Annotated in this window: 16 protein-coding genes and 1 tRNA gene; 4 read left to right on the plus strand and 13 right to left on the minus strand. The window is 42.1% G+C overall.

Annotated features, from left to right (window positions below):
- The 4 genes from E3U44_RS14150 to E3U44_RS14165 all read right to left on the minus strand — a co-directional run bounded on the left by E3U44_RS14150 (position 1) and on the right by E3U44_RS14165 (position 4,033).
- The gene (locus E3U44_RS14150; protein ID WP_134358782.1) at positions 1–1,932 is read right to left on the minus strand and encodes a S9 family peptidase; all 1,932 of its coding nucleotides are present in this window, start codon (positions 1,930–1,932) and stop codon (positions 1–3) included.
- 55 nt (positions 1,933–1,987) lie between these two features.
- Complete coding sequence (locus E3U44_RS14155) at positions 1,988–2,413, minus strand: DUF2267 domain-containing protein (RefSeq protein ID WP_134358783.1); 426 nt, start codon at positions 2,411–2,413, stop codon at positions 1,988–1,990.
- A gap of 124 nt (positions 2,414–2,537) precedes the next feature.
- Entirely contained in the window at positions 2,538–3,251 is a 714-nt protein-coding gene (locus E3U44_RS14160) for a retropepsin-like aspartic protease family protein (protein WP_134358784.1), read from the minus strand.
- Positions 3,252–3,385: 134 nt separating this feature from the next.
- Positions 3,386–4,033 carry an arylesterase gene (locus tag E3U44_RS14165; RefSeq protein ID WP_134358785.1) on the minus strand — a complete coding sequence of 216 codons (648 nt, stop codon included), beginning with the start codon at positions 4,031–4,033 and terminating at the stop codon, positions 3,386–3,388.
- A gap of 763 nt (positions 4,034–4,796) precedes the next feature.
- On the opposite strand from E3U44_RS14165, the gene E3U44_RS14170 reads away from it, so the two are divergent.
- Positions 4,797–5,609, plus strand: a complete 813-nt coding sequence (locus tag E3U44_RS14170) for a GIY-YIG nuclease family protein (protein ID WP_240761515.1) — start codon at positions 4,797–4,799, stop codon at positions 5,607–5,609.
- 98 nt (positions 5,610–5,707) lie between these two features.
- On the opposite strand, the gene E3U44_RS14175 is transcribed toward E3U44_RS14170, so the two are convergent.
- Positions 5,708–6,370 (minus strand): hypothetical protein, encoded by a 663-nt coding sequence (locus E3U44_RS14175; protein WP_134358786.1) that lies wholly within the window; start codon positions 6,368–6,370, stop codon positions 5,708–5,710.
- 157 nt (positions 6,371–6,527) lie between these two features.
- Here E3U44_RS14175 and E3U44_RS20710 point away from each other — a divergent pair, with 157 nt between their 5' ends.
- The gene (locus E3U44_RS20710; protein WP_420812623.1) at positions 6,528–6,731 is read left to right on the plus strand and encodes a KilA-N domain-containing protein; all 204 of its coding nucleotides are present in this window, start codon (positions 6,528–6,530) and stop codon (positions 6,729–6,731) included.
- Between the two features lie 705 nt (positions 6,732–7,436).
- Here E3U44_RS20710 and E3U44_RS14185 read toward each other — a convergent pair.
- The 8 genes from E3U44_RS14185 to E3U44_RS14220 all read right to left on the minus strand — a co-directional run bounded on the left by E3U44_RS14185 (position 7,437) and on the right by E3U44_RS14220 (position 13,343).
- Entirely contained in the window at positions 7,437–7,751 is a 315-nt protein-coding gene (locus E3U44_RS14185) for a MarR family winged helix-turn-helix transcriptional regulator (protein WP_134358788.1), read from the minus strand.
- A 637-nt stretch (positions 7,752–8,388) separates the two neighbouring features.
- Positions 8,389–9,894, minus strand: a complete 1,506-nt coding sequence (locus E3U44_RS14190) for a hypothetical protein (protein ID WP_134358789.1) — start codon at positions 9,892–9,894, stop codon at positions 8,389–8,391.
- Between the two features lie 283 nt (positions 9,895–10,177).
- Entirely contained in the window at positions 10,178–10,738 is a 561-nt protein-coding gene (locus tag E3U44_RS14195; RefSeq protein WP_134358790.1) for a hypothetical protein, read from the minus strand.
- Positions 10,739–10,954: 216 nt separating this feature from the next.
- Complete coding sequence (locus E3U44_RS14200; protein WP_134358791.1) at positions 10,955–11,236, minus strand: hypothetical protein; 282 nt, start codon at positions 11,234–11,236, stop codon at positions 10,955–10,957.
- Between the two features lie 24 nt (positions 11,237–11,260).
- Complete coding sequence (locus E3U44_RS14205; RefSeq protein WP_134358792.1) at positions 11,261–11,488, minus strand: hypothetical protein; 228 nt, start codon at positions 11,486–11,488, stop codon at positions 11,261–11,263.
- Complete coding sequence (locus E3U44_RS14210; protein WP_134358793.1) at positions 11,488–11,751, minus strand: recombinase family protein; 264 nt, start codon at positions 11,749–11,751, stop codon at positions 11,488–11,490. Before E3U44_RS14210 ends, E3U44_RS14205 begins: the two co-directional genes overlap by 1 nt.
- Positions 11,752–12,217: 466 nt before the next feature.
- The gene (locus tag E3U44_RS14215) at positions 12,218–13,186 is read right to left on the minus strand and encodes a site-specific integrase (RefSeq protein ID WP_134358794.1); all 969 of its coding nucleotides are present in this window, start codon (positions 13,184–13,186) and stop codon (positions 12,218–12,220) included.
- An 83-nt stretch (positions 13,187–13,269) separates the two neighbouring features.
- Positions 13,270–13,343 (minus strand) — tRNA-Gly (locus tag E3U44_RS14220).
- A 121-nt stretch (positions 13,344–13,464) separates the two neighbouring features.
- Here E3U44_RS14220 and E3U44_RS14225 point away from each other — a divergent pair.
- Together E3U44_RS14225 and E3U44_RS14230 are read left to right on the plus strand one after the other, a co-directional pair.
- Positions 13,465–14,367: an alpha/beta fold hydrolase gene (locus E3U44_RS14225; RefSeq protein ID WP_134358795.1), complete on the plus strand. Its 903-nt coding sequence runs from the start codon at positions 13,465–13,467 to the stop codon at positions 14,365–14,367.
- 131 nt (positions 14,368–14,498) lie between these two features.
- A complete protein-coding gene (locus E3U44_RS14230; RefSeq protein ID WP_134358796.1) occupies positions 14,499–15,821 on the plus strand; it encodes a sulfite oxidase in 1,323 nt (440 codons plus the stop codon).

Consider the following 15,821-nt stretch of genomic DNA (forward strand, 5'->3'; position numbering starts at 1 on the left):
TTAAAGATTTTCAATAGCAATGGGTTCAATCTCATCGGCCAAATCAAACCCAAAAACCCGAGAATAAAAATAAAGTTCCGCACTCAGCGCCCGTTTGATATTCTCCCCTCGCCGGAAGCCATGTTGCTCGCCTTCAAAGGGAACATAGGCCACGGGCAACCCCTTCCTACGCAGCGCCTCTACCATCTGTTCGGCTTGCTCAGGGGGCACAATCTTATCTTCCAGACCCTGAAAAAAAATAACCGGGCAAGAGAGTTTCTCCACGGCGTGAATGGGTGAGCGGGCCACGTAAAGATCAGCCCGTTCCGGATAGGGCCCGATCAGGTAGTCCAGGTAACGGGACTCAAATTTATGGGTCTCCTTTGCTAGTGCCTCCAAGTCACTTACGCCATAGTAGCTCGCACCAGCCTTGAACACCTCATGAAAGGCTAATGCCGCCAATGTGGTAAAGCCACCCGCACTGCCCCCCCGAATAGCGAGACGCTCTGGATCCACGTCCCCTCGCTGTACCAGAGACAAGGCACCGTTGACACAATCAGCCACATCGGCAAGCCCCCACTGTCCCTCCAGTTGCTGGCGATATTCTCGCCCATAATAGCTGCTGCCGCGATAATTCACATCAAGCACGGCAATCCCCCGGCTGGTCCAATATTGAACCTTTAAATCCAAGGTATTATCGGTGGCCGCAGTGGGGCCGCCATGGCTCACCACCAACAAAGGTGGCCGCTCATCCGGCAGCCCGATAAAATCCTTATTTTTCGGCGGATAAAAGAAAGCATGGGATAAGGCTCCCCCCTCTGTCGGAAACTGGATGGCCTTGGCAATAGAAAAATAATCGGGATCAATAGTTATCTCGCTCGCGCGCCGCAGCACTTCCAAACCCCCGCTGCTCAGATCCAATTGAACGACGGCAGGAAATTCCGTGGGTGAAGCCGCAATAAATACCGCACGCCCAGCCTGAGCGTGTAAAAATCCTATCTCCGTGCAGGGAAGATCAAATTCTTCCAGGGCAGAGGTGGTCGTATCAATGCTGACCAGATGGCCCACACCCTCGCTGCTATAGGTGCAGATAACGCGATCCGCCGATTCAAAGGCATACGTGGATAAACCAAACACCCACTGGGGCAAGCCTAATTCGGCCTTCATCTGAGTGGCTGCTTCCACTTGCCCTTCGCACCACCGATACAGATTCCACCATCCAGTCCGGTCAGAGATAAAATACAAGGTGCCTTCAGGCGACCACTCAGGCTGAAAAATGGACTCACTGCTTGCGCCCGCTATGTGCTCTGCCTCTCCTAAGGAGCCCGCTCCATCTACCTGAGCTACCCAGAGTTCAGTCCCATCCCAAGGCATATGGGGATGATTCCAGGTCAGCCAGGCCAGGCGATTTCCATCGGGGCTGAGGCGAGGTGAGGAGTAAAAATCTGCCCCCGAAGCAAGCACTGAAACCTGACCACTGCCGTTGAGAGGAATACTCACAAGGGTATTGACCGCCTCCTGGGTCTTATCAGTGTGGTCTTCACGGACACAGATAAGACGATCCCGAACTCCATCAAAAATAGCATCGGCGTAACGATAATCACCTTCCGGGGTAATCGGCTGAATCGCCATCCCCTCCTGGTGTCGGTATAGTCTTTGATCCTCAAAATTTGCGAAAAATACCGAATCCCCGGCCACTAAATAGGCACCACCACCATATTCATGCACCCGCGTTCTAGCATTATAGGGGGGAGGAGTCATCTCTTTAATTTTTCCATCCCGGGTCCAGCGCAAAATCACACTTCGGCCCCCTTCCGTGGGACGCATTTCCATCCAATAAACTGCGCCTTCAGAAAGCGCTACCTGGCCTAGACCCACAGTTTCCGAAACAATCAGGTCGGTAGTGATGGGTGATTTCCACGAACCGTAAGGTTTTTCTATGGGTGCGAGCACGTTTCCTCCCTAGCCAATTATAATTATTGTATCTGCATAGCCCGCGTCACGCCGATTAGGGCCAAAGGACGCGTACTTCTTCAGGTAATTGATTTCTTACCTCTTCGATTTCGCCTCCCGTCACATGCCGAGATAAAACTTTAAATACGGCGCTTACCGCCCTCTCTTGCTCAGATCCCTCAAGACCTTGATACTTTTCCGTGACATAATTCAAAAATTCTTCTTTATGCCGATATTTAAGGGGCTTACCGGTCGGTCGCCAACCTTCATAGTAAAATCCCCTTACTAACATGGGTAACTGAGCGCCTAGATCCACTACCTCATCTACTATGAGGCGATCCCGGAGCACATGCAATACTGCCCGCAGGGTCGAATAAGCCTTGTGCCGATCTTTCCACCCCATCTCCGTCATGAGGTCATTCAACCATAGAGATGTCTTTTGCAAAGTTGAGTCAAAAACTTCAAGCCCGGTAGCACTCATGGGATACCTCCTCTCCATAAGCTCCTAAAGTTCGTTAATTACACTCCCCTTAGCACCTCAGTATAGGTAACCCCAACCAATATTCAATTGGGTATCATGGCCATTTCCCGAACCACCTTTAGGGCTATTTGATCAGGGTAATCAGGTTCTGCTGATCATCAATGGTCATCAGATAACGGCCCAGCACATTCATCCCCAACAATCCATTGCGACCGAGGAGGCTATCATCAATAAAGGCCGTATCCACGTTATAGACAACCTCCGTGCCAATCTCGATAGCATGTAGCTGCCCTACTTTCGCTTTTACAGGACCATTGGCCGTTTGCACTTCCTGATCCTCAAGATCGTCTGCGTTAAAACCAAGCTCAGGGAGAATTGAAGCAGGAAGCACCACCAGCGATGCTCCCGTATCCACTAATAGTGAAACGTCAATAGCCATTGAGCGGGAGCCCATAACCGTCGCCCGAACAACATGATGATTACCCTTTCGCTCCGTCGCCAAAACAATTTGCTCAGGAACATCAGGTGTAGCCTCTTTAGGGTGCAAAATGAGTACCCGCTCAATCCCCTTATCGGGCGCTTGAATCATGACATAATTAAAATCAGCAAGGAGCTTTTGGAGCTGCTGCCGTAAGGAGCCTTGGGTTGAACGTGCCGGGATGGTTCTAGTTTTTTCAAGACCTTTAATTACAATACCGTGTACGGCGGATAACCTCTTTAGCTCTTCATTTAGCGTCCGCTTTAATTTAGCTGAAGGCTCCTGGGCTGTCCCATAGGCAGGACTTAGAATAACAAGTATAACGATCAAATAAAGGGGGATGCGAATATCTCCTATCATAGTATGGGGTAGTCTTAAACCCTAAAGTGAAATGGATCTCAATTGAATATTAGCAAAATAATTTCCCATTGCTTTCTTAGTGTTCTTCCTGCCTTTGGGAGGAGTTCAGTAAACTATCCAGGGAGAAACCCAAGCTAGATGGCATTGGAAGTATTCAACAAATGAACAACAGCGTCAGCTAACTGCCGATAACCTTCCTGGTTAAGGTGAATTTGATCCGATTTAAGGGCAGGATCCTTTTCCAAGCGCAAAAGCGTTTCGCTATCAATGGGGATTTGATATTCCCGAGCAATTCCAGCGTAAAAATCAGCAGCATCCATGAAAAACACCGCGGGCCTCGGTACCGCCAATAGAATGACCTCAATGCCCCGATCTTGAATAAGCTCTATCATCCCCCGGAGGTTAGCCGCAATCTGGGCATCATCCTGTTTTCGCAGGAGATCATTACCCCCATGACATAACACCACAAGATGAGGCTGATACTGATCTAATACTTCAGGTAAACGGGCTAGTCCCTGATGGCTTAACTCTCCAGGCACCCCGGCGTTAATGACTTGGCGATTAACCCTTTCCTCAAGAATGCTGGGATAACTATATTGGGAACCCCCTGCCCCCGTACCATAAGTAAGACTATCCCCAAAAGCCAAAATGACTCCATCAGCGGGAAGCTTCGATAATCGGGGAGAGTCGCTCAAAGAACAAGCAGCAGCAATGACTATCGTTCCCCACAAGAGGCCAAACCCAGCCAGCCTCCCGATCCGGTGTAAGTGTATAGTGTTCATTGTCTCAATCTGTTTCCCCATCTTACTCTTTAGTGTGAGGGTTACTTCGTCACCTACCCAAAAAACTATAGGATTCAGCAACACTTGCCTGAGTTCGTTATAATCCTTATTTCTATCAGATTATTTGATGTAATCCTGCTCAGGACTTACAAGGAAGTTTAAAGATTAGAAAGGAAGGGGTTACAAAGAGGGGCTCGCTTGAGAAGATTTGGAAAAAGCCTCTCGGTAAACTAATGATTTTTGGAGCGGGTGATGGGAATCGAACCCACGTCATCAGCTTGGGAAGCTCATTTACCCCTGATTCTCACCAGTATAATCAATGAATTACAGTAATTCAAGAGGGGATTTTTGAGGCTTCAGTGTGACAGAATTGTGACAAGAAAATGTGCTTCATGTGATTGATTAATCTATTTTTTTCTGCCTGATTGGTAATTTTTATACCCCCCTGGGGGGCAAAATCTGAATGAAAATGATCAGGGGGGGAGCTTGCGTATACCGATTTATCATATTTTTCAGAATTTTCATTTTCTCTGAAAATGCATGTATCTCTCGATTGCGAATTTCGATTTTTCCCAAAAATGTATGCACCTTATGGCTTCAGCTTTAAGCAGCGATAGCTGCGCTGCAAGTAGCTATGCTACATACGCCTACGGCGTTAAATCGCAACTACGTTGCTCAAGAGCAGAAGAAATATGCCGATAAAGTATTGGGATATATAAAAATTTTGAGATAGAAATATTATCTCTAGGTGAGATCTAGCTCAATGAGTCGAGGATATATTTATATACTAACCAATTCTTCTTATGAGAAAAACTTACTTAAGATTGGTAGAACTTCTCGTTCGCCAGAAGCAAGGGCTAAAGAAATATATAGAAATGCTACTGGTATTCCTACCCCATTTAAAGTTTCTTTCAAGAGAAAAGTTTTAAATTGCAAAGAAGCTGAAAGACTTATACACAAGCGTTTAAACAGCTATAGATCTCATAATTCCAGGGAGTTTTTTAAATTACCTATAAATGAAGCCATAAATATCATAAATCATGTTTGTGAAGAGATAGATCGCTTAAATACTCCAAATCAAGAAAGCGAGAAGTATAAACAAAATCTAATCACGCAGTTTTCATTTTCAGTACCCCAACGAATTCCTGGCTATTTCTATCTTTATGACAATTTTGGTAAATTGAAATATGGACTTACAGTTAACAATCCTTTTGGGGATAGAAATTTAAACATATTGATTTGTTATAAAGTTTATGATTGCGAGGCTGTATCAGCAGTCCTAAATAAGAAAAATCGTAATATCGAAAAACAAGGAGGCAGTTGGATACTATCTTTTAGAGAAATTATTTCTGTGTCTGGATCAGACTATAGTATTCTAAAAGAGCAAGAACCTGATATTCCTGCTCAAAACCCAAACCTTGAAAGGAAAGAACCTAAGCCTAGCTGGTCTCAACGGGTAATGTCTTATATAAAGTGGGTACTAATTATGGCGCTAGCAAAAGCTATTATATTTGGCGCTAGCAAAATTTCTATGACAAGTAATACATATGGCCAGGGCAGCTACGGTGTTTGGTAAATGAAAAAAACCTTACATGAAAAAAATTCTAGGACCACGAAAAATTGTTGACCTACACCAAGTACTTCCTGGCAATAGATTTCCTTCTCCAGTCCATATTATCTTTTCTTCATAGTCCATTTGTAAAACAAAAAATATCCTGTTGTTATGACTATGGGAGGAAATACTGTAACCTTTATTGCTTTCATTAGCTCTGTATCATTAAGGCTAGAACCAAAAGGCTCAAATACAAAAATAAATGCTATTGCTAAAAGTATCCAGAAAACACTGCCTGCTATAACAAACCTTTCAGCCAGCCCTAGATTAGATATCCGGTTCATGAAGACTTCTTTATGACGACGAACAAAGCGCATAGATAATACTGCAAGAAATATAAGCAGAAATATTATTGGATCAGTAAGATTTCCTACAAATTCCGCCGTATCCCCTATCACTCCTCCTATTGGCTTTTCACATGGTAACAAACTCTTGGGACATTCTAGCATTTGTGCTTGATAGGCTTCAGGGTGTGCTTTTATCAGTGCTTTTTTATTGTCTAGTCTATTAGTTAAGTTAGCTAAAGGAGCAGTATCAATATTATCTATTATTTTATTCGTAAGATTATTCTGGAAGCCTTTATGGTATCTATATTGAATAATGTCTACGGTAGTAGGAGGTGGCGTATTTTCTGTTATTACAGGTTCTACGCCTTGTGGATTAGCCTTTTCGACTAACTCCTCCATTCCAATAGGTGGACCTAATCCTTCAAATAAGTTTGCCATAATTTATCACGCCAAGATTTATGATTAAAATTGTTTTTTTTACCGTACTAAGTCCATTATCGTTAGGCAATGTAGAATCTTTAATTTGCCTTAAGCTACGCTTAACGTAGCGCTGCTACTGCATACGAAGTTGGGATTACTTAATGGTAAGGCTTTCGTGTTCCGCAAGGACGGGTACTTTAATATGACTAAGGCTGCTAAGGCATTTGGGAAAGAGGCAAAGGAATGGACACGACTACCTAAAACTACTGGGTATATCAAGGAGTTAGAAAAGGTGGGATTTTCACGCCTTTTAGATATTACCAAAGGTAGGCAAGGAGGGACTTGGGCACACCCTAAACTAGCTGTATTCTCAAAGTAGCTTTGCTACGTTGCCATTTCATGGAGTTGCTCGCTGGCTAGAGCTAACGAGTATATTCAGGCACTTGCTGAAATTTTAAATCTTAATAAGGGTGTAACGATTCGTTACGTCTAGATCCCAAAACTAATATGCTCCAAGAGAGGGACTTAGATAATCACTCGGATTAGAGGTATTTAAAATCTTAATACGGGAAAATTCCGGGATAAGAAAAGGAGGGAAAATTCCACCTTCTAGAAATAACCAAAGGTAAGAATGGAAGGGTCACATTTGAAATGGCACCCTTTGCTCCAGTTGGAGGAATACAGCACAGATCCGCGTAGTTAAATCTCAAAGGTGGCAATTTGCCATATAAGGAAATACCTTCGCTATTCATTAGCGCCTTTGGTGCTATACGTGAGTTCCTATCCCTTCTGTATTGGTACTATAATAACCATACAATTATCATGGCTATATAGCACCAATAATACATGCTCATGCTTGTGTCGTATTCTTATGTATGAGTATTCCCATACATTAATAATGGGTATTAGAGGCTTTGTATGGCTCTCTAAGCAACGCTACGTATATAGGTAATGGTTAACTACTGTTTACCCCATAAAATAGCAAAAATCAATTATAAGGCACCTAAAAAGCCCGTAGGGCAACGCAACATAGTTGCTTTAGGGCTCATGAGAGATTTTACTCCTTTAGCTCTCTAGGCAAAAATTATAATAATATCTTCAATAACTTGGTTCTTAATGCTATACCTTTCCATGTCAGTTTAATAGTCTTTTGTCTCCTTCCTATTGGATTGTCAAATAATTCTACCAAGCCCAGTTCAACCTGACTGGATATATCCCTGCTGACATTAGCCTCTGTAACACCCACCAAGTCTGCTAAATCCGTTTGATATAGTTCCTCATGTAAAGCCACATACAAAAAACACAGCATTGCATGTGGTGACATTTCTGCATGGTGTTCCCTGAGCAGATCAATGAAATTAATAGCTTTTTGTAAAGGGAACTTGATTCCTTTGTGCAAAGGATTCCTATTCATTGGGTTTGATTGTAAAGCATGTCATACCGCTCTCCCTCTGCTGTCAATAATCTTCCATATTATACCCTTGAGTATAATACTCAAGTAAAAAAACTCTCAATTGTCTATAGTGGAATCTACTTATTGATTTGTTAGTTAGTTGTTTAAGGTTTCTGTATTCCCAATTCGTCAATTACTTATGCAATCCTATTCTCTGCTTAAAGCACTTCGTGCGTCTTCAACATTTTTTATTATCGTTAGAGGAGTGAATATCTTTAGCGTAGCAAAGCTACATACGCCGTAGGCGTTAAAGAGTGAACCTTCAGGCAAGATTTGAGCAAATCGCTAACAAATCGCTAATGTGATTAAATGCGATTAAGCACAAAAATATCGTATCAAAAATATAAGCTATTGATTTATTGGGATTAAATCTTTAAAAACGTGGGGAGTAATGAGAGAGAAGATACATATTGTATATATACCCTCCCCATAAGAGGGAGGATTATGAAATCATGTATATATCAATCCAATATATCTAGTAATAATATTCAATCTTATGAACAATTGTTATATCTGTTTTTTTTATGACCCAGCTTATAGACTGAATATCAAATCGCTCTAGCGATTTAGTTGTATATATCCGCTATGACCCTCTCTTACCTGGTTTATAGGCTATTTGCTGCTCAGTATCTTCTTCACTCCACTTAGTGTGTATCTCTGGTTTCCATTTCCAATCCTCTTGTGATTCTATCTGCTCGATTAGCATATTCCTTCTAGCTGCTGCTTCTGGATTCTCATTTAAATCAATTCTGCTTATACTACTTGCTCTTACTTGATAATCACCTTTATCAATAAAGGTATCCTCTTTCATTAGTTGTATGCTCCTTTTAATTTGTGCTTCAATTGTTGGATATAGTTCATTAAATATAATCTCCATGCATTTCTGTAGCCTAGCTTCACTTCCTGATTTAACGATAAAACTGTCATGGACTGGTAGAGTTGGGGAATCGTAATGACCATACATGTACAGCATTACCTTCTCTGCAATGACACTGTCCCAATACTGTAGCTTTATTCCAATTCCTGTATGAAAATATCTTTTAATTGCTTCATGCTTCTGGAATATCTTTTCTAGTAATATTGCATAATCTATATCTGGATAATCTTTCCTAATAGCGCCCTTGGCTGATTGTAAGCTTTCAGCATTCAGCAAAGTATTGGTAATCTTCTTGATTATATCCCTGGGTGCTTCTGGTATTCCTATATCATAAGAATCTTTTGGTGGCTCTAATCCTTCAATGCCATACAGCATTCTTAAGTGCATACCACCATAATCTAGCTCTACTGTCTTACTATCATTAATGGTAATGAACTTCCTGTACTCTCTTGGAATTTCTTGCCACCAACCATGATAGAATCTCCCTCCTTCTTCAAAAGACCCATTATTGAATACTCTCCTTAATCTCTTTCTGCTGAAATCTAAAGTACCCCTATCTGGATCTTTTCTGAACCTCTTTACTAATTCTTTAAGTTCACTATCTGAAATATCCAAGTCTATTAAACTTCTCTCTAACCGTTGATTAATTGCCTCAAGCTGTATTCTCATACGCATGGTGTTATCATTATCTTGGTAATCAATCAAGTTTCCTTCACTGTCTTTAAGTAAAATCACCTCTTCTGTGTTCGTTCTCTTAGTCATGTATTGCCGTATGTTATACCTATCCTTGATTAGATTTATCAGTTTCTTTTTAGCTCTCATTCTGGACTGAAATCCAATTCCTGTTCTTCTATCATTAAATCCTTTTTTATGCTCTATATAACCACTATCCGCAAGACTATCTATCACTTGGATTAATGCTCTGTATCCAATATGAAGCTTGTTATACCTGCTATCTACTTGATAATCATGGTGATCTCTGGAATACCCTATCCATAATTCAGGATCACTTAGCCATGCTACATACAAATCCAGAATAACTACCTTCAGGTGTTTCTTCTGCTTATCTGTTACTTTCTTTATCGGATTCGTTGCTACAAGCTCTCTTCTGATTGCTTCTACTGCTTTATTTACCTCTGGATAATCACTCCACCTATGTACGTCAAATGGCCTTGAATACTTGGCTTCTTTGTTTTCTTGTGCTCTGGCCATAAATTTATTCCTTAAAGCGCGTAGCGCGTTGCCTATAGGGCTCTTTCTTTATAATACTCATATATCAGTCTCCTATGATTTTATTAGCAAATCACGTAAGCGATTAGGTGTTTTTGTCTCCTTGGTTGATTGTTTAAAAGAAATAGGTGCCAGGATTAACTGGAGACAAAAGCAGCCCTTTCACTCATACTGATCAGTATGAGCTAGGCACCTAAATTGTTACTGTTGAATAAGTTGCCCTTTTGGGCTTAATGGTGTAGCTGTGCTTCTTTCATGAGCTACGTCAAGTAGCGTTGCTACTCATGAACTCGATAATATCTGTAATATCACTAGCCGGAATTTGCAGGCAATAGGTATATCCCCAACCATTCCATGATCTAGAACTTTTGTATTCGCCTTGTGCTTCATTAACTGTAAGATACCACCAGAACTGCCTTAGCTCTTGCCAATTCCAATAGTACGTAATTCCTGTAATTTCTTTATGATATGCAAATATATCCGTCTGTTTGCTATCGTCTGCTATCCAACCTGGAGTTATCTTTCCATTCTCCGCTATCTGTTTGTATTCTATATGTACAATATCGTCTTCATACTCTGTATTTAAATGCTCCTTATGTTCTATTCGGTAACTTTTCCCCAATTTGGGGGAATATACAAGCATATCTATTCCTTGGTCATTTCCTGTAGCTTCTCTGCTATCACCAAGCCTTATCAAATTTTTATCATTAAAATACTCCTTGTGTCGTTCCAACCACACACGATCAATCCCCTCGCGGTTTGAATGTGCTAGATCATTATCAAAATTTCGTACATAGACTTGCCTCCTTGTTTGGCTTTGGTCCATTTTTATATTCCATTATAAAGCTCCTTAGCCTCTTGGCCCTTTATCTTCCCTTACAGTAGTCTCGCTACGTTGCCCTTCGGGCTTGATTGCCTCTTGGCGATTGGTCTATGTCTAATCTTTGTTTTAGAGCTTCACTGTTGCACTTTATTGCATTTAATCACATTGTGATTTGTTTAATCGCATTTTTAGCGCACTTAATCGCACACTTCCTTTGCTTTATCTCAATCCATACTGTTTCAGCAACTTCTTTACTCTTCCCTTCTTTATATTCCTTCTAATCTCTAAGCTGTATAGCTCTGCTATCTTCTTGTAATCCTGGGGATATTTCTCATATAATTCTGTCAGTATTTTCTTCTTTTTATCTTCTCTTTGTGCTACTTGCCTTAAAGCAGCTTCGCTGCGTTGCCTTTTCAGGCTTAAAGCTTTTTCTCCTTTCTGGTTAAAAGGATTGTAATCTGGTAATAGTCCTAATTCATACGCTCGTTCTCTCCAGTCCATATAGATACACCTCCTGTTATCCAATTAACATAATCCATACTTTTTGAGTAATTCCCCTAGTTGTATTACTGATACCCTTTTCCCAGTTTCCTTACTGAATGCTCTAGCTACTTGGATAGGATTGAGGGATCTATCATTGATTAATTCCTCCAGTAGCTTCTTCTGTTTTCTCATTAAAGCAGCTTCGTTGCGTTGCGCGTAGCGCCTTCTTGCTATATCTGCTGCTACTTTTGCTATTTCTTGTTTAGTCACTAAGCAGCACTCCCTCTAACTGTCTTCAGTCCCAATTCCTTTAAAACTTTGTGAACATTCTCCCTAGTCCATTCTTCACCCCTCTTGGTCTTGTATCCCCATTCATTCAGCCTTTTGGTTATCTGGCTCAAGCTATATCCCTTCTCTATGAGGATTTCCATTGTCTGCCTATACGCTAAATTAAAAATATCATTAGGCTGTAGTACTCCAGATCGCATTAATTCAAATAGCGGATTATCTGGATTTATTAGTGCTTCGCTCATATTCTTGTACTCCTTTAATAAATCATGTGGTATATTTATAATTGGGTTTTCATGTTATTTGATAATTGAATAACGCACAGAGCTAACTCTCAGCCACTAGGAAAATCCTATGCCGATAATCTCTCAATAGCTTTATTCTGCGCAAGGTTATTAGGGGTAATTCTTTATGCTTTAAATTGTAACCTATTGATTTTTATAGGCCACATATCAAAAGAATTCCAACTAGTCAACCTGTGCAGGGATATTCTAACACATAAAAGTTAAGTAATCAATAACTAGTTGACAGTTGTTTATTCACAAGCTGCTTCTGCTTTAAATAAATCGTATCCGAATTGTAATAATTTCTTCACGTGCGTTACTTATACTGGCCACGCAACAGCATAATGTGTTGCTCGTTAGCCTTTCCAGTCTTGTGGGGGGAGGTAGGTCCGCCCCCCCTTCTTTTTCTACTAGAATAACTTTCTTCTTATCCAAGCTTATGAACTAAGCTTTCTGCTTTCAGGTGAGTGTATCTCATAAGCATTTTCATATCCCTATGCCCAGTGATAGCTGCTACCTCCATAGGATTAAGACCTTTCTCAAATAATCGGCTAGTGGCTTCATGCCTCAAATCGTGGAATCTCAAATCTGCAATTCCTGCTTTACGACAAGCAAGCATGAAATTTCTTGATATACGATCTACTGTGAGATTGAATATCTTGCCGCTAATATTCCTGGGAAATACCTGAAGGATTTCTATAGCTTTTCTAGTGAGTGGTATCGTTCTTGGCTGGTCTGTCTTGGTCTCAGGTATCAATAAAGTTTTTGATTTAAAATCAATATGATTCCAGTCCATTGTCGCTATTTCCCCTCTTCTCATAGCGGTTTCTAGTGCAAACTGGATTATGGGCTTGAGGTCTATAGAACTGGCTTCTATTAACTTCTGCTCTTCGCATGGTAACAATCTTCTAGTCCTGCCTGCTGGCAGCTTAGGTAACCTTACTCTCTGTATGGGATTACCATGAGGAAGATTAATGCCCCAATCAATAATGGTGTGATTGATTACTCTACTAATCATGCTCAAGTCATGCTTAGCTGTCTGATTAGCAACAGTTTTTAATCGGTGATCTCGGTATTGAGAAATAACTGAGGGTGTTAATCCTGATAGGCTGTAATTGCCTAAATGAGTCTTTAAGTGCTCGATTCTACTGAGTTCTCTGTAATATCCCTTCTTGCTAGGGAGCACTTCATTAGCATATCTGTCTAGGATTTCAGCAAATGTAGTCTGTTGTGCTTCTGTTATATCTTGGAATACTCCCCTTTCAATCTCGCTTTCTGTCTTCTTTAGCCAAGCTAGGGCAATCTTTTTATCGCTGAATGATTTATTGACTGGCTTATGGCCTTTCACTCTGATCTGTACTTGCCAGTTATTGCCTCTTTTTCTGATTGTAGCCATACTGATTTACCCCTGTACTGTGACATTATTGTGACAATGTGTTGATCAGAGGTAATGGATCAGAGCTAAGTTATTGATTTGGTTGGAGCGGGTGATGGGAATCGAACCCACGTCATCAGCTTGGGAAGCTGAGGTTCTACCATTGAACTACACCCGCAGCTAGCGTAATTTTACGTCTCAACCAGCCACCTGACAAGCATCTACAAATTTTGTTTTTTAAATCAAAAATTTATATTAACAAATCCCAATAACAATATTTCTCTTCTGGGCTCCTAATAATGACCAATCTCACCAGTCAACAAATTGTGCTCAAAGATGGCTACCGGCTTGGCTATGCGGAATATGGGGATCTTCACGGCGATCCTCTCTTTTACTGCCATGGTTTCCCTGCTTCTCGGCTAGAAGCCCAAATCATTGATGCTGCAGCAAAGCGGAATCGGTGGCATATTATCACCATAGATCGCCCAGGTTACGGGTTATCAGATTTCAAACCCGGACGATGCATACTTGACTGGCCTGATAATATAGCTGAATTGGCTAATACTTTAGACCTTTCCCCTTTTTCCCTACTGGGAATTTCAGGAGGGGGTCCCTATGCCCTTGCCTGTGCTTGGAAGATCCCCGCCTGCCTCCGGAGTGTAGGCATTGTCAATGGCCTAGGACCAGTCTACGAATCATGGGCAATCCATGACATGGCATGGCCCGCCCGTTTGGGCTTTGGCCTTGCTAAACGCGCTTCTTGGCTCCTGCCCCTCGTCTATGGAGGAATTGTGGCCCGGGCTTTATACTGGTTTCCCCGGGTAACACAATCCTTGTTAACCATTTCTGCCCCAAAGGCAGATAACCTGGTGCTAAAACGTCCCGATATTGAGGTATTCCTTCTGGCGTCTATGCGGGAGGCCCTTCACAAGGGTCCCCAGGGAGCGCTCTTAGATTTCAAACTCTATGCCCATCCTTGGGGCTTCCGGTTAGAAGATATCCATTTAAAAATTCACCTGTGGCAAGGAGAAGCTGATGCGACGGTTCCCGTTTCCCATGCTCGTTATCTAGAAAAAACATTACCCTCTGCCCAAGCCCAATACTTCCCAAATGAAGGTCATTTCTCTTTACCTATCAATTATATGGATAATATTCTTGAGGCTTTGAAGGAAATACAAACGAGCCCAGATTCCGGCTTGTAAAATTACAAAAAATCACCAAACAAATCCATGCAATGCTATCTTTAATACATCTATTCGCCTTGAATTTGTGGTATCGCAAACGCCGCTCTTCCCCTAATTAAGGCCAGAAACTTTCACCGCGAGGAAGTGCTATGGAACAGGGCAAAAGGATAAAAAAAGGTATCCACGAACTCTATGCAACAGACCCATTAGAAGCAGATAAAATGCTCTGGGGCAGGGAAGTTAATCCCTTCACCCGGCGAGGTTTTTTAAAAAAAAGTGCCCTTTTCGCTATGAGCGCAGTATTAGGCGCTCACATTCCTTTTTGGCGAAACATGCCAGGAGGGCTCATCCCCGTGGTCCTTGCCGATTCTACAGAGCCCTTCCAGTTACCGGGAAAACATCCGGACCTCGTTATTCTCAATGACCGTCCTGTTAATGCAGAAACCCCGGCTCACCTCTTAGACGATCCCATTACTCCCGCAGATAAATTGTTTGTTCGTAATAACGGTATTCCACCACAGGATATCGATATTAACCATTGGACCTTGACAATTACCGGTGAGTCCGCAAAAAAAACCGTAAGCTATACCCTCGAGGAATTAAAAACAAAATTTAAAAACTATACTTACCAATTAACGCTTGAATGCGGGGGGAATGGCCGAAGTGAGTTCCATCCGCCTGCACCCGGTAATCAATGGACGGTAGGCGCTGTAGGAAGCCCTGAATGGACAGGGGTTCGCTTAGGAGAGGTACTAAAATCAGCAGGTATCGAAGAGGATGCCATATATATTGGCTATTATGGTAAAGATACTCATCTCAGTGGTACCCCCCATAAAGTTCCTATTTCTAGAGGCGTACCCATATCAAAAGCCCTTGAACCCCATTCATTAATCGCCTGGGCGATTAATGGTGAAGATCTTCCCCTCCTCAATGGCTATCCCCTAAGACTGGTATGCCCCGGCTGGCCAGCCTCAACCTCTGGGAAATGGCTTGAAAAAATCGTGATTCGCAATCAGATCCATGACGGCACCAAAATGGGGGGGTACTCCTATCGAGTCCCTTGCCATCCAGTGGCACCGGGGGCAAAAGTTCCAGAAGAGGAAATGTGCATCATTGAATCGATGCCGGTGAAATCTATTATCACTTCTCCACGCAGCGGCGCCATGCTCAAATTAGGACAATATCTAAAGCTAAGAGGGCACGCTTGGGCCGGCGATTTATCAGTTTCCGCCATGGAAGTTTCCATCGATTTTGGCGCTACTTGGCAGCACTGCTCACTCAGAGCACCCAAGAACCCATACGCCTGGCAACATTGGGAAACCACTATCAATTTCCCAGAACGAGGTTATTACGAAGTCTGGGCCCGAGCCACCGATGACAATGGAAAAATGCAACCGATGCTGGTCCCAGGATGGAATCCAAAGGGTTATTTAAATAACGCCTGCCATCGTATTGCCGTCAAAATCCTGTAG

It is taken from the genome of Nitrosococcus wardiae, assembly GCF_004421105.1.
GTDB classification, from domain to species: Bacteria; Pseudomonadota; Gammaproteobacteria; order Nitrosococcales; family Nitrosococcaceae; genus Nitrosococcus; species Nitrosococcus wardiae.